Source organism: Stenotrophomonas sp. STK16_22 (assembly GCF_051984505.1).
GTDB classification, from domain to species: domain Bacteria; phylum Pseudomonadota; class Gammaproteobacteria; order Xanthomonadales; family Xanthomonadaceae; genus Stenotrophomonas; species Stenotrophomonas maltophilia_A.
This window is the reverse complement of record NZ_CP196972.1, coordinates 3,185,594-3,206,520: the sequence shown is the minus strand read 5'-3', so window position 1 is coordinate 3,206,520 and position 20,927 is coordinate 3,185,594. Positions and strand designations below refer to the sequence as shown.

The following is a 20,927-nucleotide window of genomic DNA, read 5'->3' as shown; positions in this document are numbered from 1 at the left end:
TTGAGCGCAGCGAGTTCGGCGCCGTCCCCTGATTCACCGAGGAGCACAGGGCACCGGCGCGCAGCGCCGGCTCGCGGATGGCGGCGCGTTTCTTTTGGTTACTTTTCTTTTCGCGCGAAAAGAAAAGTGACACCCCACAGCGGTCACGGAAAGAGCCCGCCGGGCATGGCCCGGCGCTACCGGCGCGTGGGCGCGCGGAAATCCGCTCTATTGCAGGTCGCGAAGATTCAGTTTCCGCAACGTCGGGTTCTTCCACGCCGTGATCCCGGCCACGCTCAGCACCGCGAACCCACCCAGCACCACTGCCGGCACCAGGCCGAGCAGCTTTGCCATCGTGCCGGCATAGAACGCGCCCAGTTCGTTGGACGAACTGATGAAGATGCCGTTGATCGACGACACCCGGCCGCGCATTTCTTCCGGTGTGGCCAGCTGCAGGATGGTCGAGCGGATCACCACCGACACGCCATCGAAGGCCCCATAGAACAGCAGGATCAGCGCGGACAGCCAGAAGTGCTGCGACAGCCCGAAGCTGATCACGCACAGGCCGAAGCCGGCCACCGCGAACAGCAGCACGCGGCCGGCATTGCGGTGCAGCGGGTGGCGCGCCAGCCACAGGCCAACGCAGACCGAGCCCAGCGCCGGCATTGCGCGCAGGATGCCCAGGCCTTCCGGACCGTGGTGCAGGATCTCGTGCAGGAACGCCGGCAGCATCGCCACCACGCCGCCCAGCAGCACCGAGAACATGTCCAGGGCCATCGCCCCGACCATGATCCGGTTGCCGACCACGAAGCGCGCGCCTTCAGCGATGCTCTTGAAGATCGGGGCGGCCGGACCGGTATGCACCGGTTCTTCCACCTTCAGCGTGGCCAGGCAGGCCATCGCCACCAGCGCGAAGCCCGTGGCCACCGCGTAGGACAGGCCCTTGCCGCCGAAGCCGACCAGCACGCCGCCCAATGCCGGACCGGCCACCATGCCGGCCTGGAACACCACGGCGCCGAGGCCAGCGCCACGTGCGAACTGGTCACGGGCCAGCACGCGGGCGAACAGTGCGTTGTAGATCGGCGACAGGAAGGCGCGGACCATGCCGGTCAGCGCAATGGCCGCATAGATCGGCCACACGCCTTCGAACGGCAGCCAGCCCTTGGCCACGCCGGTCAACACCAGCGCGGTGGCGATCAACCCGGAGCAGGCGACCATGCCGAGCCGGCGGCGCGGCAGGTGGTCGACCAGATAACCGGCGAACGGTGCGACGCAGAAGAACGGCAGCACCTCGGCCAGGCCAACCAGGCCCAGCGAGAACGGATTGCGGGTGACTTCGTAGATGTGCCAGCCGACGGTGACCGCGACCACCTGGTAGGACAGCATCGCGAAGATGCGGTAGGCCAGCAGCTTGGCGAAACCGGGCCGGGACAGCAGCCCCAGCGCGGTGTCTTCGGCCGTGGCGGGTTCGCTCACGACGGGTCGCGCTGCAGCTGGGCCTGCGCGGTCTCGCGGATGAAGGCCAGCATCGCCGCCACGCCGTTGCTGCGGGTGGGCGAGAGGTGGCGGGCCAGGCCGATGTCCTGGATGTAGCTGGGCTCGGTATCCAGGATCTCCTGCGCCGAGCGCCCGGAGTACACGCGCAGGGCCAGGAAGATCAGGCCGGAAACGATGGCCGAATCACTGATGGCGTGGAAGCGCAGCGACTGCGCATTGCCTTCCGGCACGATCCAGACCATCGACTGGCAGCCGAGCAGGCGGTGCTCTTCGGTCTTCCATTCGTCCGGGAAGGCGGGCAGCTTGCGGCCGAGGTCGATCAGATACTGGTAGCGCTCGGACCAGTCGCCGAAGAAGCCGAATTCCTCGGCGATGGCGGTCTGGGCCTCGGCGGCGGTGGGTTCAAGCGGGAACGGGGAGTCGGTCACAACAGTCTCTACAGTGGAGCGTGGCCGGCGGACCGGCCACGGGGCAGGGTGGGTCAGCCGCGCTTGCGCGACCAGCGCACGCCCTGCGGGGTGTCTTCCAGCACGATGCCTTCGGCGGCCAGCTGGTCGCGGATGGTGTCGGAACGGGCGAAGTCGCGTGCCTGCTTGGCGGCGGCACGCTCGTCGATCAGGCCCTGGATGCGGGCATCTTCGCCATCATCGCTGGCCGCGGTGCCGAACCACTGCGCTGGATCGGCCTGCAGCAGGCCCAGGGCCAGGCCGGCACCGAGCAGTTCGCCCTTCAGGCGCGCCTGTTCGGCCGGGTCGGTGGCCCGGCGTGCATCTGCGGCGATGCGGGCCACTTCGGCCAGTGCCTGCGGGGTGTTCAGGTCGTCATCAAGAGTCGCCTCGACCGTGGCCGGGATCGCCACGACCGCCTCGACCGACGCCAGCTCGCGCAGCGTGCCGTACAGGCGGTCCAGGGTGCGCACCGACTGCTCGATGAGGCCATCGGACCAGTCCAGCGGCTGCCGGTAGTGGGCCGACAGCAGGGCCAGGCGCAGCGCTTCCGGCGGGTGCTGGCGGACCAGATCGTGCACGCGTTCGATGTTGCCCAGCGACTTGCTCATCTTGGCGCCGCCGAAGTTGAGCATGCCGTTGTGCAGCCAGAAGCGGGCGAAGATCTTGCCGCCGTGGGCGCATTCGCTCTGCGCAAGCTCGTTCTCGTGGTGCGGGAACTGCAGGTCGACGCCGCCGGCATGGATATCGATGGTCTCGCCCAGGTGGGCGGCGGCCATCGCCGAGCATTCGATATGCCAGCCCGGGCGGCCACGGCCCCAGGGAGACTCCCAGCCAGGGAGGTCGTCGCTGGACGGCTTCCACAGCACGAAATCACCCGGGTCACGCTTGTACGGGGCCACGTCGACGCGGGCACCGGCCAGCATTTCGTCCGGATCGCGGCGCGAGAGCTTGCCATAGCCTTCGAAGCTGGCCACCGCGAACAGCACGTGGCCTTCGGCGGCGTAGGCATGACCATTGGCGATCAGCTGCTCGATCATGGTGATGATCTGCGGGATGTGCGCGGTTACTTCGGGCTCGATGTCCGGCGGCACCACGCCCAGCGCGGCCATGTCTTCACGGTAGGCGGCGGCGAACCTGTCGGTGATGGTGCTGATCGGCACGCCCTGCTCACGCGCGGCGTTGTTGATCTTGTCGTCCACGTCGGTGATGTTGCGCGCGTAGCGCAGGCCGCCGAAACGGCGTCGCAGCAGATCGGCCAGCACTCCGAACACCACTGGGCCACGGGCGTTGCCGATGTGCACGTAGTTGTAGACCGTCGGGCCGCACACATACAGGGTCGGACAGGCCGGATCGAGCGGGGTGAACGGTTCGAGCTGGCGAGTCAGGTTGTTGTGCAGGCGCAGGGTCATGGGGCTGTGGCTGGGGGACAAGCCTGTGATTTTAGAACGTGTCGGCCCCCTTTGGGGGCACCGTCTGCCACCGGTGGACGCCGGGTCCACCCCGGGTGGGGTGGGCAGGAGCGGCGTGGACGGGTAATGTTCAGCCCCTTGCGCTCGCCACTGCCTACACTATTGCCGTGTCCTTGCTCCCGTCGCCAATGAAATCCACCGCGTTGCTGACCCTGGCCTGCCTGTCGGCGCTGCCCGCCGTGGTGCTGGCGCAGGAGGCCGAGCCCCGCAACCGGGTGGTGATCGTGGAGAACGTGAAGTTCGACTACGCGCAGGTACTGAACGTCGAACCCGTGTTCCAGACCCTGCGCGCGACCCGTACCGAAGAACACTGCGAGCCGGTCTCGACCCGGACCCTGGCGCCGGTCAATGTCACTGGTGAGGAGCCGGTCGAGGACAAGGGCCGGATCAGCCGCTTCTGGGACTCGGTACGCTCGATGTTCAAGCGCAGCGATGAAGAGGTCTCCGAGGACACCGCCGCCGAGTCACCGGCCCCGGCGCCGGCACCGGCCAACAATGGTCCGATGCTGACCCGCGACTGTCGCATCGTGCCGGTGGGACGTGAATTCCGCCGGCCCATCGCCTACGACGTGGACTACGTCTACAAGGGCACCAAGTACCGCTCGCGGCTGCCGGAAGATCCCGGCAACCGGCTCAAGATCCGGGTGTCGATCACCCCCTGGGTCGGCCCCGAGCAGGGCGCCGCCGGCAATCCCTGATTCTGCGACCCCGGCCCCTTGCGTCGGCCCCGGCCGCATGCAAAGATGGATGACCATGAAGCTCACCGACTTCCAGCACGACAGCAGCGCAGCCCGACAGGCGTCGGGCATGACCTCGCGTGCGCGTCGACCGGAACCCCACATCCTCGCTGGGTAACCGGAGCTTTTTGCTGTTCGTCCGAAAAAACCCAGCCCGCCGGCTGGGTTTTTTCGTTTCTGCGTCATGAAAGCTGCAACTGCAACCTTTTCGTTCCACTTTTGCTTCCTGTTTTCCCTTCCACCGCGTCGAACCCGGCGCCGCCACGCAAGGAAAGATGATGTCCCCCAAGCACTTCCTGAACACCCAGGACTGGAGCCGCAGCGAGCTCGACGCGCTGCTGACCCAGGCCGCGCTGTTCAAGCGCAACAAGCTCGGCGACCAGCTCAAGGGCAAGTCGATCGCGCTGGTGTTCTTCAATCCGTCCATGCGCACCCGCACCAGCTTTGAACTGGGTGCGTTCCAGCTGGGTGCCCACGCGGTGGTGCTGCAGCCGGGCAAGGATGCGTGGCCGATCGAGTTCAACCTCGGCACGGTGATGGACGGCGATACCGAAGAGCACATCGCTGAAGTGGCCAAGGTGCTGGGCCGTTACTGCGACATCATCGCTGTGCGCGCATTCCCCAAGTTCATCGACTGGGCCTACGACCGCCAGGACATCGTCCTCAACAGCTTCGCCAAGTACTCGCCGGTGCCGGTCATCAACATGGAGACCATCACCCACCCGTGCCAGGAGCTGGCCCACATCATGGCCCTGCAGGAGCACTTCGGCACCCAGGACCTGCGCGGCAAGAAGTACGTGCTGACCTGGACCTACCACCCCAAGCCGCTGAACACCGCAGTCGCCAATTCGGCACTGACCATCGCCACCCGCATGGGCATGGACGTGACCCTGCTGTGCCCGACCGCCGACTACATCCTCGACGACCGCTACATGGGCTGGGCCGAGCAGAACGTGGCCGAGAGCGGCGGCTCGCTGAAGATCAGCCATGACATCGACAGCGCCTACGCCGGTGCCGACGTGGTCTACGCCAAGAGCTGGGGCGCGCTGCCGTTCTTCGGCAACTGGGAACCGGAAAAGCCGATCCGCGACCAGTTCAAGCACTTCATCGTGGACGAGCGGAAGATGGCGCTGACCAACAACGGTGTGTTCAGCCACTGCCTGCCGCTGCGCCGCAACGTGAAGGCCACCGACGCGGTGATGGATTCGCCGCAGTGCATCGCCATCAACGAAGCCGAGAACCGCCTGCACGTGCAGAAGGCGATCATGGCGGCGGTTGCCGGGCGCTGAATCAAACAAGGGGTAGAGCCGACCGTTGGTCGGCTGCTCCCGCAGCGGCGCATCCAACATTTCAGCCGACCAGCGGTCGGCTCTACCGAATTCCCATCCCCCAAGTGGACCTGATCCCCATGAGCAACAAAGATGTCGTTCTCGCCTTCTCCGGCGGCCTGGATACCAGCTTCTGCGTGCCGTACCTGCAGGAGCGCGGCTACAACGTGCACACCGTGTTCGCCGATACCGGCGGCGTGGATGATGAGGAGCGTGATTTCATCGAGAAGCGCGCCGCCGAGCTGGGCGTGGCCAGCCACGTCACCGTCAACGGTGGCCCGGCCATCTGGGAAGGCTTCGTCAAGCCGTTCGTGTGGGCCGGTGAGGGCTACCAGGGCCAGTACCCGCTGCTGGTCTCGGACCGCTACCTGATCGTCGATGCCGCGCTGAAGCGTGCCGCCGAACTGGGCACCAACATCATCGCCCACGGCTGCACCGGCATGGGTAACGACCAGGTCCGCTTCGACCTGGCGGTGAAGGCCCTGGGTGACTACCAGATCATCGCGCCGATCCGCGAGATCCAGAAGGAACACACCCAGACCCGCGCCTACGAGCAGAAGTACCTGGAAGAGCGCGGCTTCGGCGTGCGCGCCAAGCAGCAGGCCTACACCATCAACGAGAATCTGCTGGGCCTGACCATGTCCGGCGGCGAGATCGACCGTTGGGAAGCGCCGGGCGAGGGCGCCCGTGGCTGGTGCGCACCGCGCAGCGAGTGGCCGGAGCAGGCGCTGAACGTGACCCTGAAGTTCGTCGAGGGCGAAGCCGTCGAACTGAACGGCAAGGCGTTGCCGGGCGACCAGATCCTGGCCCAGCTCAACAAGCTGTTCGCCCCGTACGGCGTTGGCCGCGGTGTCTACACCGGCGACACCGTGATCGGCCTGAAGGGTCGCATCGTGTTCGAGGCCCCGGGCCTGGTGTCGCTGCTGGCCGCGCACCGCGCGCTGGAAGATGCCGTGCTGACCAAGCAACAGAACCGCTTCAAGCCGGACGTGGCGCGCAAGTGGGTGGAGCTGGTCTACGAAGGCTTCTACCACGACCCGCTGAAGACCGACATCGAGGCCTTCCTGAAGTCCTCGCAGGCCAAGGTCAACGGCGAAGTGGTGCTGGAAACCCGCGGCGGCCGCGTCGATGCAGTGGCGGTGAAGTCGCCGCACCTGCTCAACACCAAGGGCGCCACCTACGCGCAGTCGGCCGACTGGGGCGTGGAGGAGGCCGAGGGCTTCATCAAGCTGTTCGGAATGAGCTCCACTGTCTATGCGCAGGTCAATCGCGGTTGACCTGTGACGGGGGTGCCGGCCGCTGGCCGGCGCCTCGCAACGTCAATGGAGGGTAGTGCCGGCCGCTGGCCGGCTCGTGGCACGGCTGGATCATTGCGGAGCCGGCCAGCGGCCGGCACTACCGATTTCGAACCCTACGGATATTCAGACACATGCTTGAACAGACGCTCGATCACCTGCAGGCCCTGGTGTCCTTCGACACCCGCAACCCGCCGCGTGCGATCACCACCGGTGGCATTTTCGATTACCTGCGCGCGAACCTGCCCGGCTTCAACGTCGAGGTGATCGACCATGGCGCCGGTGCGGTCAGCCTGTACGCCGTGCGTGGTACGCCGAAGTACCTGTTCAACGTGCATCTGGATACCGTGCCGGATTCGCCGCACTGGAGTGCCGACCCGCACGTGATGCGGCGTCTGGACGACCGTGTGGTCGGCCTGGGCGTGTGTGACATCAAGGGCGCCGCCGCTGCACTGGTGGCCGCGGCCAACGCCAGTGATGGCGATGCTGCGTTCCTGTTCTCCAGCGACGAAGAAGCCAACGATCCGCGCTGCATCGCCGCGTTCCTGGCCCGTGGCCTGCCGTATGAAGCGGTGCTGGTGGCGGAGCCGACAATGAGTGAAGCGGTGCTGGCGCACCGTGGCATCAGTTCGGTGCTGATGCAGTTCGCCGGCCGCGCCGGGCACGCGTCGGGCAAGCAGGATGCGGCCGCCAGTGCGCTGCATCAGGCCATGCGTTGGGGCAACCGCGCATTGGACCATGTGGAATCGCTGGCCTCGGCGCGCTTCGGCGGGCTGACTGGTCTGCGCTTCAACATCGGTCGCGTCGAAGGTGGCATCAAGGCCAACATGATCGCGCCGGCCGCCGAAGTGCGGTTCGGGTTCCGTCCGCTGCCGTCGATGGACATCGATGGCCTGTTGGCGACCTTCGCCGGTTTTGCCGAACCGGAAGCCGCACTGTTCACCGAAACCTTCCGTGGCCCCAGCCTGCCGGCCGGTGACATCGCCGAGGCCGAGAACCGCCGTCTGCTGGCACGCGACGTGGCCGATGCGCTGGAACTGCCGATCGGCAACGCGGTGGACTTCTGGACCGAAGCCTCGCTGTTCTCGGCCGGCGGCTACACCACGCTGGTGTTCGGCCCGGGTGACATCGCCCAGGCCCACACCGCCGATGAGTTCGTGACGCTGGAGCAGCTGCAGCGCTACACCGACGCCGTGCACCGCATCATCGCCGCCGGCGCCTGATCGACCCCACAACGCCGCCCGGCCCTGGCCGGGTGGAACTGCAACGCGGCGACCGCCGCCTGTGACGAAACCGAAATGTCTCCTGCCCTCCAGCCCCACCGCCAGACCCGCCAGACCATCGTGCGCCTGCTTTCCAGCATGGCCAGCGCGAAGGAGATCAGCCAGTACCTCAAGCGCTTTTCTCAGTTGGATGCCAAGCGCTTTGCCGTGGTCAAGGTCGGCGGCGCGGTGCTGCGCGACGATCTCGACGCGCTGACCTCTTCGCTGTCGTTCCTGCAGGAAGTCGGCCTGACCCCGATCGTGCTGCACGGCGCCGGCCCGCAGCTGGATGCCGAGCTGTCGGCCGCCGGCATCGAAAAGCAGACCGTCAACGGTCTGCGCGTGACCTCGCCGGAGGCACTGGCGATCGTGCGTCGGGTGTTCCAGCAGTCCAACCTGCGCCTGGTCGAAGCCCTGCAGCAGAACGGCGCGCGTGCCACCTCGATCACCGGTGGCGTGTTCGAGGCGGAGTACCTGGACGTGGACACCTACGGCCTGGTCGGCGAGGTGAAGAAGGTCAACCTGGCGCCGATCGAGGCCAGCCTGCGCGCCGGCTCGATCCCGGTCATCACCAGCCTGGGCGAAACCGCGGGTGGCCAGATCCTCAACGTCAACGCCGACTTCGCCGCCAACGAGCTGGTGCAGGAGCTGCAGCCGTACAAGATCATTTTCCTGACCGGCACCGGCGGCCTGCTGGACGAGCAGGGCAGCGTGATCGATTCGATCAACCTGTCCACCGAGTACGACCACCTGATCGCGCAGCCGTGGATCCACGGTGGCATGAAGGTGAAGATCGAACAGATCAAGGATCTGCTCGACCGCCTGCCGCTGGAATCGTCGGTGTCCATCACGCGCCCGGCTGACCTGGCCAAGGAACTGTTCACCCACAAGGGCTCGGGCACGCTGGTGCGCAAGGGCGAGAAGGTGCTGCGCGCCACCGCGTGGAACGAGCTGGACCTGCCACGGCTGAAGGGCCTGATCGAATCCAGCTTCGGCCGCACGCTGGTGCCTGACTATTTCCAGAAGACCAAGCTGCTGCGCGCCTACGTCAGCGAGAACTACCGCACGGCGGTGATCCTCACCGACGAGGCCGAGGGCGTGTACCTGGACAAGTTCGCGGTGCTCGATGACGCACAGGGTGAAGGCCTCGGCCGCGCGGTGTGGAACATGATGCGGGATGAAACGCCGCAGCTGTTCTGGCGTTCGCGCAATGGCAACCCGATCAATCACTTCTACTATGCTGAATCCGATGGCTGCTACAAGCAGGGCCATTGGAAGGTGTTCTGGTACGGCGCCGATGGCATCGACCGGATCAGCACCTATGTCGACCACTGCGCCCAGCGCGCACCGAGCCTGCAGGGCTGAATGATGGACCATTCCGATCACTGGACTACGATTCCCACCCTGCGCGGCCAGCACGTGACACTGCAGCCGCTGCAGCCCGAGCATGTGCCTGGCCTGCGCGCCGCCGTGGAGGGCAGTGGCCTGGACCAGCTCTGGTACACCCAGGTGCCTTCGCCGGAGCGGGTCGAGCACTATGTGCAGGCCGCGCTGCAGGCACAGGCAGAAGGCAAGGTGCTGCCGTTCGTGATCCTCGATGCGGCGGGTGACATCGTGGGGACCACCCGCTTCTACGACCTGGATGCCGGCGTGCCCAAGCTCAGCCTGGGCTACACCTGGTATGCACCGCGCGTGCAGCGTACCGGCGTCAACACTGAAACCAAGCTGTTGCTGCTGCAGCACGCCTTCGAAACCATGGGCTGCATCAGCCTGGTGCTGGAAACCAGCTGGTTCAACTTCACCTCGCGCACCGCCATCGCCCGCCTCGGCGCCAAGCAGGACGGCGTGCTGCGCAACCACAAGCGGCACGCCGACGGCACGCCGCGCGACACCGTCATCTTCTCCATCATCGATACGGAATGGCAGGGCGTGAAGCGCCACCTGCAGTACCGCCTGGACAGCCACGCATGAACGATTCGACTTTCACCCTGGGCATCGTCGGCGCCCGTGGCCATACCGGTGCCGAGCTGATCAAGCTGGTGGCCGCACACCCGCGGCTGAAGCTGGCCTTCGTGTCCTCGCGCGAACGCGCGGGGCAGCGCCTGTCCGACCACCATCCGGAATTCCAGGGCGAGCTGCAGTACGAGAACCTGGACGCCGACGCGGTGGCCGCCAAGGGCGTGGACGCGGTGATCCTGGCCCTGCCCAACGGCCTGGCCGCACCGTTCGTGGCCGCACTGGAAGCGGCGAAGCCGGACACCGTCATCGTCGACCTGTCGGCCGACTACCGCTTCGACAACAGCTGGTACTACGGCCTGCCGGAGCTGACCCGAGGCCGCTACAACGGCCAGAAGCACATCAGCAACCCGGGCTGCTATGCCACGGCGATGCAGCTGGCGGTGCATCCGCTGCTGGACCTGCTGGCCGGCCCGCCGCAGTGCTTCGGTGTGTCCGGCTATTCCGGCGCCGGCACCACGCCGTCGGACAAGAACAACGTCGAACTGCTCGCCGACAACCTGATGCCGTATGCGCTGACCAACCACGTGCACGAGCGTGAAGTGTCGGTCCAGCTGGGCGTGGCGGTTGAATTCATGCCGCATGTCGCGCCGCATTTCCGCGGCATCACGCTCACCGCCAACCTGTGGCTGAACCGCGTGCAGACCCGCGAACAGATCGTCGAGCGCTTCCAGCAGGCCTATGCGGGCGAACCGCTGATCGAGGTAGTGGATGAAGCGCCGTGGGTCAGCCGCATCGCCGGCCGCCACGGTGCGCAGGTCGGTGGCTTCACCCTGGCCCCGGGCGGCAAGCGGGTGGTGGTGGTGGCGACCCTGGACAACCTGCTCAAGGGCGCGGCCACCCAGGCCATGCAGAACCTCAACCTCGCGCTGGGCATCGACGAACTGACGTCGATCCCGCACTGAACACGTATTCCGGAGCCCCCATGGCAGACCTTCTTTGGCAGAAGCCCGGCGTCGCCGTCGACGCCCAGATCCAGACCTTCCTCGCCGGCGATGACGTGATCCTCGATCGCGAATTCTTCCTGCACGACATCGCCGCCAGCGCCGCGCATGCACAGGGCCTGCAGCACATCGGCATCCTCAGCGCCGATGAACTGGCCGGCCTGCTGCGCGAGCTCGACGTGCTGGCGCAGGACTTCCGTGAAGGCCGCTTCGTGCTGGACACGCAGTACGAAGATGGTCACTCGGCGATCGAAGCGCGCCTGACCGAACGCCTTGGCGATGCCGGCCGCAAGATCCACACCGGCCGCAGCCGCAATGACCAGATCCTGGTTGCCACCCGCCTGTGGCTGAAGGAGAAGCTGCTGCGTGTGGCCCAGCTCAGCGCCGAGGTTGCCAAGGTCGCGCTGGACCGCGCGCGGGCCGAGAAGGACCTTCCGGTTCCCGGCTATACCCATATCCAGCGTGCCGTGGTGTCCTCGGCCGGCATGTGGTGGGCCGGCTGGGCCGAGGCCTTCATCGACAACGCCATCCGCGCGCGCGACACCCATGCGCTGGTCGACGCCAATCCGCTTGGCACGGCTGCCGGCTACGGTGTGAACCTGCCGCTGGACCGTGAGCACACCACGGCCGCGCTCGGTTTCGCCCGCATGCAGATCTCGCCGATCTACGCGCAGCTGTCGCGCGGCAAGTTCGAACTGGCCGCGCTGGAAGCGCTGGGCGGCGCCACGCTGGACCTGCGCCGCATTGCCTGGGACCTGTCGCTGTTCACCAGCGCCGAGTTCGGCTTCGTCGCGCTGCCGGCGCAGTACACCACCGGCAGTTCGATCATGCCCAACAAGCGCAATCCGGACGTGATCGAGCTGATGCGCGCGACCCACGCCAGCGTCGCCGCCGCGCGTACCGAGATCGAGCAGCTGCTGTCGCTGCCGTCGGGCTATCACCGCGACCTGCAGTCGTCCAAGGGCGCCATCTTCCACGGCTTCGGTCGCGGCCTGTCGGCGCTGGAACTGCTGCCGGCGCTGCTGGCCAACCTAGAATGGCGCGACGACAAGGTTCGCGCGGCAATCGACTCGGGCATGTACGCCACCGATGTGGCGGTGGAAGCGGCCGTGGCCGGCGTGCCGTTCCGCGAGGCCTACAAGGCTGCTGCCGCCGGTGCCGACAGCGCAGGGCAGGGGCGTACCCCGGAAGGCAGCCTGGCCGCACGCGTATCGCCGGGTTCGGCCGCCGACCTGCGCCTGGACGAACTGCACGCGCGCTGGCAGGCGCTGTCCTGATGGCCGGCACCGTCTACCTGGTGCTGGCCATGCGCCGGCCCGATTTCAACGCCGCCGCCGTGCAGCCGCACCGTGACTTTCTCGATGCGTTGCAGGCACAGGGCAAGCTGCAGCTGACCGGCGGTTTTGCCGATGGCAGCGGTGGCGCCTATGTGCTGTGCAACGTGGACAGCCTGGCGCAGGCGCAGGCCATCGTCGCCACCGATCCGCTGGTGACGATGCAGGCCTCCGCGCTGACCGTGCACGAATGGAACACCCGCTGAGAGCCTGACCGATGATCCAGCACGCTGCCCACGTCGCCTCGCCGTTCCCGCAACAGGCGCTGCCGCCGTGGCGGCGTGCAGTGCTGAAGGTCGGCAGCAGCCTGCTGGCGGCCGATGGCGGCGGCCTGTCGCCACGCCACGCGCTGGGCCTGGCCCAGTTTGTTTCCGCCAACGTCCTGGCCGGGCGCGAGGTGGTGATCGTGTCTTCCGGCGCGGTCGCTGCCGGGCGCGCGATCCTGCCGCGGGCCGATGAGCCGGGCGCAGCGATGGCAGCGCGGCAGGCGCTGGCTGCGCTCGGCCAGGCGCAGCTGATCGGGCTCTGGCAGCGCTTCTTCGAGCGCCCCGTGGCGCAGGTGCTGCTGACCCACGACGACCTGCGCAACCGCCGCCGCTACCTCAACGCACGCGCCACGCTCAATGAGTTGCTGCGGCTGGGCGCGTTGCCGGTGGTCAACGAGAACGACACCGTGTCGGTGGACGAACTCAAGCTCGGCGACAACGACAACCTGGCCGCCACCGTGGCCGCGCTGGTCGATGCCGATGCACTGTTCATTGCCACCGACATCGACGGCCTGTACAGCGCGGATCCGCGCACCGTGGCCGATGCGCGGGCACTGCACGACGTGCCGGAACTGAGTGACGAGGTGCTGGCGATGGCCGGCGGCGCAGGTTCGCGCGCCGGTACCGGCGGCATGCGGACCAAGCTTGAGGCGGCGGCCAAGGCGGGTCGTCTCGGCATCGAGACCTACCTTTTCAACGGCCGCAGCAGCGACGTGGTGCGTGCACTGGCGCAGGACCGCCTGTTCGGCACCCGCATCCACGCCGCGCGCAGCCGCGAGGCGGCCCGCAAGCACTGGCTGCGGCATGCACCGCTGACCGAAGGCGCGATCGTGATCGATGCCGGTGCGGCACAGGCCATGCGCGAGAAGGGCGCCTCGCTGCTGCCCGGTGGCATCACCGGTGCGGAGGGCGCGTTCCGGCGTGGCGATATGGTGCAGGTGTGCTGGAATGCACCACAGGGCCGTGTCTGCATCGCCCGCGGTGTCAGCCAGTACGCCGCCGATGATGTGCGCCGGATCGCCGGTCGCCATTCGCGCGACATCGAGGCCGTGCTGGGCTACAACTACGGTGGCAGTGTCGTCCATCGCGACGATCTGGTGCTGCCATGACCGGTTTGAAGGACTCCCCGATGAGCGAAATCGAAGCGCAGGCGCGTGCCTGCCGTGACGCGGCCCAGATCGTTTCCGGCCTCGACAGTGCGGCGCGCCGCACGCTGCTGCTGGCAATGGCGCAGGCACTGGAAGTGAATGCCGGGCTGATCCTGGCCGGTAATGCGCGTGACCTTGCTGCCGCGCGCGACAAGGGCGTTGGCAGTGCCATGCTCGACCGCCTTGCGTTGGACCCGGCGCGCCTGTTCGCGATGGCCGAAGCGGTGCGTGAGGTCGCTGCGCTGCCCGATCCGGTCGGCCAGGTCACCCGCGACGATGTGCGTCCAAACGGCATCCGTGTGCAGAAGGTGCGCGTTCCGCTGGGGGTGATCGCGATGATCTACGAAGCCCGCCCGAATGTGACCGCCGAAGCGGCCGCCCTGTGCCTGAAGGCCGGCAATGGCGTGATCCTGCGCGGAGGCTCCGAGGCGATCCACTCCAACACCGCCATCGCCCAAGCGTTGTCCGGCGCATTGAAGGCCAACGGCGTACCGCCGGCGGCGGTGACCGTGCTGACCGACCTGCGCCGCGAAGCGATGCTGGAACTGCTGCAGCTGCATGAGCTGATCGATCTGGCGATTCCGCGAGGCGGCGAGGGCCTGATCCGCTTCGTTGCCGAGCATGCGCGGGTGCCGGTGATCAAGCACTACAAGGGCGTCTGCCACCTGTTCGTGGATGCCAGTGCCGACCTCGGCAAGGCCATTGATCTGCTGGTGGATGGCAAGTGCAGCCGCCCTGCAGCCTGTAACTCGCTGGAAACGCTGCTGGTGCACCGCGACGTGGCCGAAACGTTCCTGCCGCGCGTGGCGCAGGCGCTGGGCGAGCGCGGCGTGCAGCTGCGCGCCGATGCACTGGCGCAACCGCTGCTGCCGGGCAGCACCGCCGCCACCGAAGACGACTATGCCGCCGAGTTCCTCGATCTGGTGCTGGCGGTGCGCGTGGTCGACGACCTCGATGCGGCTATCGCGCACATCCGCACTTATACCTCCGACCACACCGAAGTGATCGCCACCGAAGACGCCGGCCATGCCGAGCGCTTCGTCAACGCACTGCGCTCGGCGGTGGTGATGGTCAATGCGTCCTCGCGTTTCTCCGACGGCGGCCAGCTGGGCCTGGGCAGCGAGATCGGCATTTCCACCACGCGCCTGCACGCGTACGGCCCGATGGGGCTGGATGCACTCACCGTCGAACGATTTGTCGTGCGCGGTGAAGGGCAGACCCGCACGTAGATCCACGCCATGCGTGGATGCTCTTCGCGGTAGCCCCCGGTGCCGACCAAGGTCGGCACCCACCAGAGAGAACGCCGACCAAGGTCGGCATCTACCAAAGCAAGTGCCGACCAGGGGCGGCACCCAGGGCAATCGAGTTACACCACCTCGCGGCGGATGCCGATCGGCCGCGCGTGATCGTCCATGTGCAGCGTGGCGGCCTTGCAGCCCAGCAGGCGCTCGGCCAGCCCGGTGCTGGCCCCCAGGTCGGCGGCCACTTCGTTGAGGCTGGCCAGCGGCCGCGGCAGGCGCCGGTCGTGGCCGCGGAAGCGCGCGCGGTTGTACTCGGCCCAGCCGATCAGCAGTACGCTGGCGCACAGCAGCATCAGCGGCAACGCCACCAGCACATAGGGGTCGAACTGGCTTTGCCGTTCGTACAGCTGCTGCCAGGCCAGCTGGCCGCCGACCAGCCACGACACCAGGGTGACCAGTGGGGCCCACAGGTAGAAGTAGAACCCCCAGAACGCGAGGGTGACGAAGCCCCAGGCGGTGCGTTGGAAGCGTGGTTGGCGATGCGGCTTGCGGATCATCCGCGAGTCGAAGCGGTTGGACGGGCGTTGTGCGTTCATCGGATCCCCCGATCGGGACTGGTCCAGGTGGCGCGCTTGCTGCGACGGCGCAGCAGGGTTTTCGGCAACGCCACCAGGGTGGTGGAAAGGCTGATCAACCAGTACGCCATCGGGTACCAGATGACCCAGAAGTAGTTGCGTCCAATCTGTGTTTCGTAACGACGGTCGATGATCAGGCTGCTGGCGAACTGCAGCAGGCAGACCAGGGCCAGGATCACGCCATGCCACTCCGGCAGCAGGCTGGCGATATGCAGTTGCGGGGGCAGTTCGATGAACTTGCCCAGCGCCCACAGCACCACGATGAACAACATGGTGTAAGCCCAGATCACGCTGAGCACGTACTCCAGCAGTACGCCCCACATGCGCCGCTCCTTCCAGTGCAGCAGCGAGCGGGCGTGGCGCAGCATCACCTCCACGCCGCCCTGGGCCCAGCGCAGCCGCTGCCGCCACAGTCCCTTCAGGGTTTCCGGCATCAGGATGAAGCATAGTGCGTTGGGTTCGTAGCGGATGTCCCAGTGCGCGCGCTGCAGCCGCCAGCTGATGTCGATGTCTTCGGTCACCATGTCATCGGACCACCAGCCGACCTGGTGCAGGGCGGTGCGGCGGAAGCCGGCGATCACGCCGGAGATGGTGAAGATGCGCCCGTACACCCGCTGCGCGCGCTTGATCATGCCGATGATCGAGGAGAACTCGGCCACCTGCAGGCGTCCGAGCAGGGTGGAGCGGTTGCGGATGCGCGGGTTGCCGGTGACCGCGCCGACCCGGTTGCCGCTGACCAGGTGCCAGATCATCCAGTGCAGCGCGTGTTCTTCCAGCATCGCGTCGCCGTCGATGCACACCAGGTATTCCGAGCGTGCGGCGAGCGCCCCCATGCGCAGCGCATTGGCCTTGCCGAGGTTGCGGTCCAGGTGCAGCACGCGCAGCCGTGGGTGCTTTGCCGCCAGGGCGTCCAGCCTCGCACCCGTGTCGTCGCTGCTGCCGTCGTCGATGGCGATCACCTCATAGTCGGCCGGGTAGCGCTGGGCCAGCGCCGCGCCGAGTGTGTCGTCGAGGTTTGCCGACTCGTTGTGGCAGGGAATCAGCAGGCTCGCGAACGGTGGATCGACCATCAGCGGCGGGTCGTTGCGTGGGCGCGAATGGCGTTCGCGCCGGAAGTAGTAATACAGGCCGCCCGACATCCAGAAGAATGCCATCACCATCGGGTAGTAGAAGGCGAACTGGAACAGGACCTGCAGCAACGGATGCATGTCCATGTCACTTCTCCGGGTACGGGAAGTTGCCGGCGGACATTGCCGCGCGGGCATCGCGGGTGGAGGGCTGGTCGGCGATGAAGTCGTCCGGGTACCAGGCGAAGTGGTGCACGCCCTGCGCCTGCAGCTGGCGGATCTGCGCGCGCAGGCGCTCGGCAGGAATCGGTTGCCCGCTGCGCCAATCGACGGTCTGCAGTTCGAACAGGGTGTGCTGCAGCTGTGGGTCATGTGCACGCACCGCGGCCAGCAGCTGGTCGAGCCAGCGTTCCGGATGCTTGCTGCCTTCCATCCACGGCATCGCCATCAGTGCGGTCTGGTCGTAGGCCTTGTTGAACAGGTCCAGGCGCTGCGCGAACCAGGCTTCGCTCTGCGGGCGCAGCACCGGCTCCGCGTACAGGTTGCGCACCGTGGCCAGCTTCGGCCGCCAGCGCTGCGCGCTGTTGCGCAGCGCCAGGGTGAAGTCGATCAACGCCTGCGTGCGTGCGCTGCCCCCATCGCCGGGTGCCAACGTGGGCAGCTCGGTATCGCGCAGGTAGCCATCGTCATGGAACAGCAGGCCCTCGAAGTAGGAGTTGACCGCCAGATCCTCGTAGATGTCGAGCATGACCTGGCGCGCCTGGGGATTGGTGAAGTCCAGCCGGTACATGCCATCGGCATCGCCGTTGCGGATCGCCAGCGCCTTGCGCTGCACCGGGTCGGGCAGCTCGAAGCCGAGTACCGGCAGCCATGCGTAGACCTTCACCCCCGCACGCGATTTCAGTTGCCAGGCGACGCGACTGAACAGGTCCGCGCGCATCGGCATGTGGCGGTTGGGGAAGTACAGTGCATCGGCGGTGTTGTTGCCGTCCGGATCGGCGAACGCCTGCAGGTAGACGTGCGTCGGTGCGATGCGCTTGACCCGCTCGATCAGTGCATCCAGATTGCGCGCCTGCTGTGCGGGCTCCGGATCGTAGACATCATCCAGGTCGATCTGCAGGGCACGGATGCCATCGAGCGCGACGTCGCGGCGCAGCTCGTAGGCCAGCCCCTCCACGGTCGGGTTGTCGCTGACCAGGAAGCGCGCCAGGCCATGCAGGTCGCTGGCCACCGGCGTGCTGCGGCCCTCCAGATCGAAGGACACCGGCATGCCCAGCTGCTCGGCGATGTCGTTGCTCAACTGGTTGTAGGCCGCGTATGGCCAGATGATGGCGCGCGGGCGCACGCCCAGGTGCTGCTCGATGCGCTGCACGCTGCGCGAGAGATCGGCGCGCAGGCGTTGCGCGTACTGCGCCTCGCTCTCATAGCTGCGCGTGGCGGGGTTGTAAACGCGGGTCACGACAGCCGGGGTGGAGTTCCCCTGTGGGTTGGCGAGCACCCCGTGGTGCAGGTCGTCGGTATGGCTGGCCACTTCGATCAGGCCGCTGTCGTGCATCTGCTTCAGCTGTGCCCAGGTGATGAAGTCGTCGCGGCCGAACGGCCGGTAGCCATAGTCGATGGTGCGGCCAGGTGCCATGTCCACGTAGTCGGTGATCACCGCCACCAGCGCCGGATAGCGGTAAGCCTGCAGCAACGGGAAGGCTTTGTCGTAGACGCTGCGCAGGCCGTCATCGAAGGTCAGCAGCACCGGTTTCGGTGGCAGCGTGGCGCGTCCCCGGGAGGCGTCGATCACCTGCGACAGCGACACCGGGTGGTAACCGTGTGCCCCCAGCCAGTCCAGATGGGCGGCGAAGTTCTGCGTGCTCACCGCATAGGTATCGGCATCCCCCTTGGCTGCGACCTGGTCGCGGATGTCGTGGTAGCTGAGGATCAGCAGGCCGTTGTCGATCGCATCGAGATGCAGGGCCTGCTGCGCGAACGCCGGCGGCGTGGCGGCCAGCAGCAGGAACACGATCAGTCGCAGGATGCGGGCCATGTCACTCTCCCCAGCGCAGTGCGGCTTCGAAGCCGATATGACGCTCGCGGTGGCCGTCGTAGACCGGCCGCGACCAGCGCACGCCGTACTCGAACACGCGGCCCTGGCCCAGCTGCCATTCGTGCATGTAGGACACCGAAGGGACCAGAGCGCTGCCGAAGCCGTCCTGCCAGTAATCGCCCAGCGAGACGGTCAGCCGGTGGCGGAAGTGGCGTTCGTAGTGGCGCCACAACTGCTGGTCGATGCGCAGGCCGATCTCGACCATGCGATCACGCTTCGGGTTGAAGTAGGGAGCATCATCGCGGCTGCCGCGACTGGTGTAGGCACTGCCCAGGCCATCGATCAACCACCGTGGACGTGTCAGCAGCCGCTGCTCGACGCTGGTGCTGAACAGTTCGCGATGGTTGCCATCGTCGTAGCGGAAGCGGCTGGCGCCGAACATCCAGTGCGTGCGTTCGCTGCGCCGGTAGTCGACCTGCGCGCTGACGCTGTCGGCAGTGATGCCGGCCACGCGCGCCTGCATTGATGCATCCGGATCATTGCGTGCGGCGGTCAGTCCGGCATGCCAGTGGTCGTTGAACTGCCAGCCCACGCCGACGCGCAGGCCGGTATCACCGATGTGGTCGTTGGCGCGCTGCACTGCAGCTTCCGCATCCAGACGGCCGAATCGGTAGCGTACGCCCGCGCCCAGCCACAGCGGGTCGATGCGCTGGTCCTGGAAATCGACCGAGCGCCGGTCAGCGAAGGCGAACAGCCGCCAGCGATCGTCGAGTACGGGTGTCTGGACTTCCATGCCATAGCGGCGGTCGTCGTTGCCCAGTGGCGAGGTGCCACCACCGCCGGAACTGCGTCCGATGTCGGTCCATGCCTTCAGCTGCCAACCGCGGTGCGCGCGCCAGGCCTGGTCCATGCGTTCGACGGCGGGCTGGGTGGGGTAGCGCGCGACCAGATCGTCGTGCAGCGGTCGCGCCAGGTCATCGCGCTGCAGGGCGACGTAGGCTTCCTGCATGCCCAGCCGTGGCTCGATGTCGCGCGGGTCCAGCGCATGCGCCATCTGTTGCCGTTGCAGCGCCCTGCGTGGCCAGCCGCGCATCATGTACACGCTGCCCAGCGCGCTCTGCAGGCCGCCGTTGCCCGGTGCGATGTCGACCATCGATTCCAGATCGCGCTGCGCGGTGGGCAGGTCACCGCTGTAGGCGCGCACCATCGCCAGGTTGAGGTCGGCTTCGTAGCGCGACCAGTTTGGATACGGCGACTTGCCGTTGCTCCAGCGCCAGGCAGGTTCCTTGTCGCGCCACGCCTGCAGCAGGTCGACGGCCTTTTCCTGCTGCTCGCTTTCCAGGTAGGCGTAAGCCAGTTCCGAATGCGAGGCGTCGCGCGTCGGATCGCCTGCGACGGCCGCCTGCAGCACCGGAATGGCTTCTTCCGGATGCAGCGTGCCCATCAGCGAATCGCCGACCGCAGGCAGAACATAGTCGGGCAGGGCATGGCCTTCAGCCTGCAGTGCGCGGGCTTCCTCTCGCACCTGCGCATGGCGGCCCAGCCGGTTGAGCAGGATCAGCCGGTCCATGCGGATGCGCAATGGCGCCTGCACAGGTGGGGTGCCTTCGCTACCCAGATAGCGCTGCATGCGCGCCAGGGTCGATTCGGCTTCTTCCAGCCGGCTGTCTTCGCTGCTGCTGTAGGCCAGGCTCCAGACCACCAGCTTGGCCAGGTAGTCGCCTTCGATGCGTTGCTTCTGAGCAGCGTCGAACAGTTGCGGGCGCTGCTGGTACAGCTCCCAGGCGCGCCAGGCATTGCCGATGTCGCCCAGGGTCAGGACGCGCAGCTTGAACAGCAGGTCGTCGTTGGGCTGCTGCTGGCTGGCACGCTCGATCGCGCCGAGCGCATCCAGCCAACGGGCCTGGTCGCGGTAGCGGCCGATCTCGGCCAGGGCCGCCTCGCGGTCAGGCGGGGCAGCGCTGCTGGCCCAGGCCAGGGCGGTACAGGCAAGGCCGACGCAGAGCGCCAGCCGGCGGTGGACAACCATTGGGGACCCCCTTGGCTTCCGAACCAGACAACCTGAAAAATGTGACGCACATCACATGCCAGATTTTGGGATGGCCGTGGCCTGCGTCACTCCCCTCGCGAACTCCCATCCAGCAGGGATGGGCGAAACCAGGACAGCGACCTGCAATGTCTTGTCTGAAACGAGAGTCCCCCGCACACCGAGTGGTGGCCTGGGC

18 protein-coding genes are annotated in these 20,927 nt (G+C 67.0%); 11 read left to right on the top strand and 7 right to left on the bottom strand.

Features of this window, described 5'->3' with window-relative positions:
- Positions 1–207: 207 nt before the first annotated feature.
- Genes ACSYAO_RS15020 through cysS form a run of 3 tightly spaced genes read right to left on the bottom strand, consistent with a single transcriptional unit; the run spans position 208 to position 3,334 of the window.
- On the bottom strand, positions 208–1,455 hold the full coding sequence (locus ACSYAO_RS15020) for an MFS transporter (protein WP_032129395.1): 1,248 nt from the start codon (positions 1,453–1,455) through the stop codon (positions 208–210).
- Positions 1,452–1,904: a SufE family protein gene (locus ACSYAO_RS15015; RefSeq protein ID WP_005410372.1), complete on the bottom strand. Its 453-nt coding sequence runs from the start codon at positions 1,902–1,904 to the stop codon at positions 1,452–1,454. The genes ACSYAO_RS15020 and ACSYAO_RS15015 overlap by 4 nt, the downstream gene beginning before the upstream one ends.
- Positions 1,905–1,957: 53 nt before the next feature.
- The gene (cysS, locus tag ACSYAO_RS15010; RefSeq protein ID WP_049461409.1) at positions 1,958–3,334 is read right to left on the bottom strand and encodes a cysteine--tRNA ligase; all 1,377 of its coding nucleotides are present in this window, start codon (positions 3,332–3,334) and stop codon (positions 1,958–1,960) included.
- Between the two features lie 188 nt (positions 3,335–3,522).
- Here cysS and ACSYAO_RS15005 point away from each other — a divergent pair, with 188 nt between their 5' ends.
- From ACSYAO_RS15005 to ACSYAO_RS14955, 11 genes are all read left to right on the top strand, one after another.
- Positions 3,523–4,092 (top strand): hypothetical protein, encoded by a 570-nt coding sequence (locus ACSYAO_RS15005; protein ID WP_049461411.1) that lies wholly within the window; start codon positions 3,523–3,525, stop codon positions 4,090–4,092.
- A gap of 317 nt (positions 4,093–4,409) precedes the next feature.
- The gene (locus tag ACSYAO_RS15000) at positions 4,410–5,420 is read left to right on the top strand and encodes an N-acetylornithine carbamoyltransferase (protein ID WP_032129398.1); all 1,011 of its coding nucleotides are present in this window, start codon (positions 4,410–4,412) and stop codon (positions 5,418–5,420) included.
- 119 nt (positions 5,421–5,539) lie between these two features.
- Positions 5,540–6,736 carry an argininosuccinate synthase gene (locus tag ACSYAO_RS14995; protein WP_049401153.1) on the top strand — a complete coding sequence of 399 codons (1,197 nt, stop codon included), beginning with the start codon at positions 5,540–5,542 and terminating at the stop codon, positions 6,734–6,736.
- A gap of 152 nt (positions 6,737–6,888) precedes the next feature.
- On the top strand, positions 6,889–7,977 hold the full coding sequence (locus ACSYAO_RS14990) for an acetylornithine deacetylase (protein WP_032129400.1): 1,089 nt from the start codon (positions 6,889–6,891) through the stop codon (positions 7,975–7,977).
- Positions 7,978–8,052: 75 nt separating this feature from the next.
- A complete protein-coding gene (locus tag ACSYAO_RS14985; RefSeq protein ID WP_149909171.1) occupies positions 8,053–9,381 on the top strand; it encodes an acetylglutamate kinase in 1,329 nt (442 codons plus the stop codon).
- A gap of 3 nt (positions 9,382–9,384) precedes the next feature.
- Positions 9,385–9,987 (top strand): GNAT family N-acetyltransferase, encoded by a 603-nt coding sequence (locus ACSYAO_RS14980; RefSeq protein WP_049401159.1) that lies wholly within the window; start codon positions 9,385–9,387, stop codon positions 9,985–9,987.
- On the top strand, positions 9,984–10,937 hold the full coding sequence (gene argC / locus ACSYAO_RS14975; RefSeq protein WP_032129402.1) for an N-acetyl-gamma-glutamyl-phosphate reductase: 954 nt from the start codon (positions 9,984–9,986) through the stop codon (positions 10,935–10,937). The genes ACSYAO_RS14980 and argC overlap by 4 nt, the downstream gene beginning before the upstream one ends.
- Before the next feature lie 20 nt (positions 10,938–10,957).
- Positions 10,958–12,253, top strand: coding sequence for an argininosuccinate lyase (gene argH, locus ACSYAO_RS14970; protein WP_121505061.1), 1,296 nt, complete (start codon positions 10,958–10,960; stop codon positions 12,251–12,253).
- On the top strand, positions 12,253–12,516 hold the full coding sequence (locus ACSYAO_RS14965) for a YciI family protein (RefSeq protein WP_032129404.1): 264 nt from the start codon (positions 12,253–12,255) through the stop codon (positions 12,514–12,516). The genes argH and ACSYAO_RS14965 overlap by 1 nt, the downstream gene beginning before the upstream one ends.
- 11 nt (positions 12,517–12,527) lie before the next feature.
- Positions 12,528–13,685, top strand: a complete 1,158-nt coding sequence (proB, locus tag ACSYAO_RS14960; protein ID WP_149909172.1) for a glutamate 5-kinase — start codon at positions 12,528–12,530, stop codon at positions 13,683–13,685.
- Entirely contained in the window at positions 13,682–14,953 is a 1,272-nt protein-coding gene (locus tag ACSYAO_RS14955; protein ID WP_049461417.1) for a glutamate-5-semialdehyde dehydrogenase, read from the top strand. Before proB ends, ACSYAO_RS14955 begins: the two co-directional genes overlap by 4 nt.
- Positions 14,954–15,090: 137 nt before the next feature.
- On the opposite strand, the gene pgaD is transcribed toward ACSYAO_RS14955, so the two are convergent.
- The 4 genes from pgaD to pgaA are packed head-to-tail and all read right to left on the bottom strand — an operon-like array spanning position 15,091 to position 20,731.
- On the bottom strand, positions 15,091–15,561 hold the full coding sequence (gene pgaD, locus ACSYAO_RS14950) for a poly-beta-1,6-N-acetyl-D-glucosamine biosynthesis protein PgaD (RefSeq protein ID WP_032129407.1): 471 nt from the start codon (positions 15,559–15,561) through the stop codon (positions 15,091–15,093).
- Positions 15,558–16,814, bottom strand: a complete 1,257-nt coding sequence (pgaC, locus tag ACSYAO_RS14945) for a poly-beta-1,6-N-acetyl-D-glucosamine synthase (RefSeq protein WP_010486660.1) — start codon at positions 16,812–16,814, stop codon at positions 15,558–15,560. Before pgaC ends, pgaD begins: the two co-directional genes overlap by 4 nt.
- Position 16,815: 1 nt before the next feature.
- Positions 16,816–18,702, bottom strand: coding sequence for a poly-beta-1,6-N-acetyl-D-glucosamine N-deacetylase PgaB (pgaB, locus tag ACSYAO_RS14940; RefSeq protein ID WP_149909173.1), 1,887 nt, complete (start codon positions 18,700–18,702; stop codon positions 16,816–16,818).
- Position 18,703: 1 nt separating this feature from the next.
- Complete coding sequence (pgaA, locus tag ACSYAO_RS14935) at positions 18,704–20,731, bottom strand: poly-beta-1,6 N-acetyl-D-glucosamine export porin PgaA (protein WP_149909174.1); 2,028 nt, start codon at positions 20,729–20,731, stop codon at positions 18,704–18,706.
- Positions 20,732–20,927 lie beyond the last annotated feature (196 nt).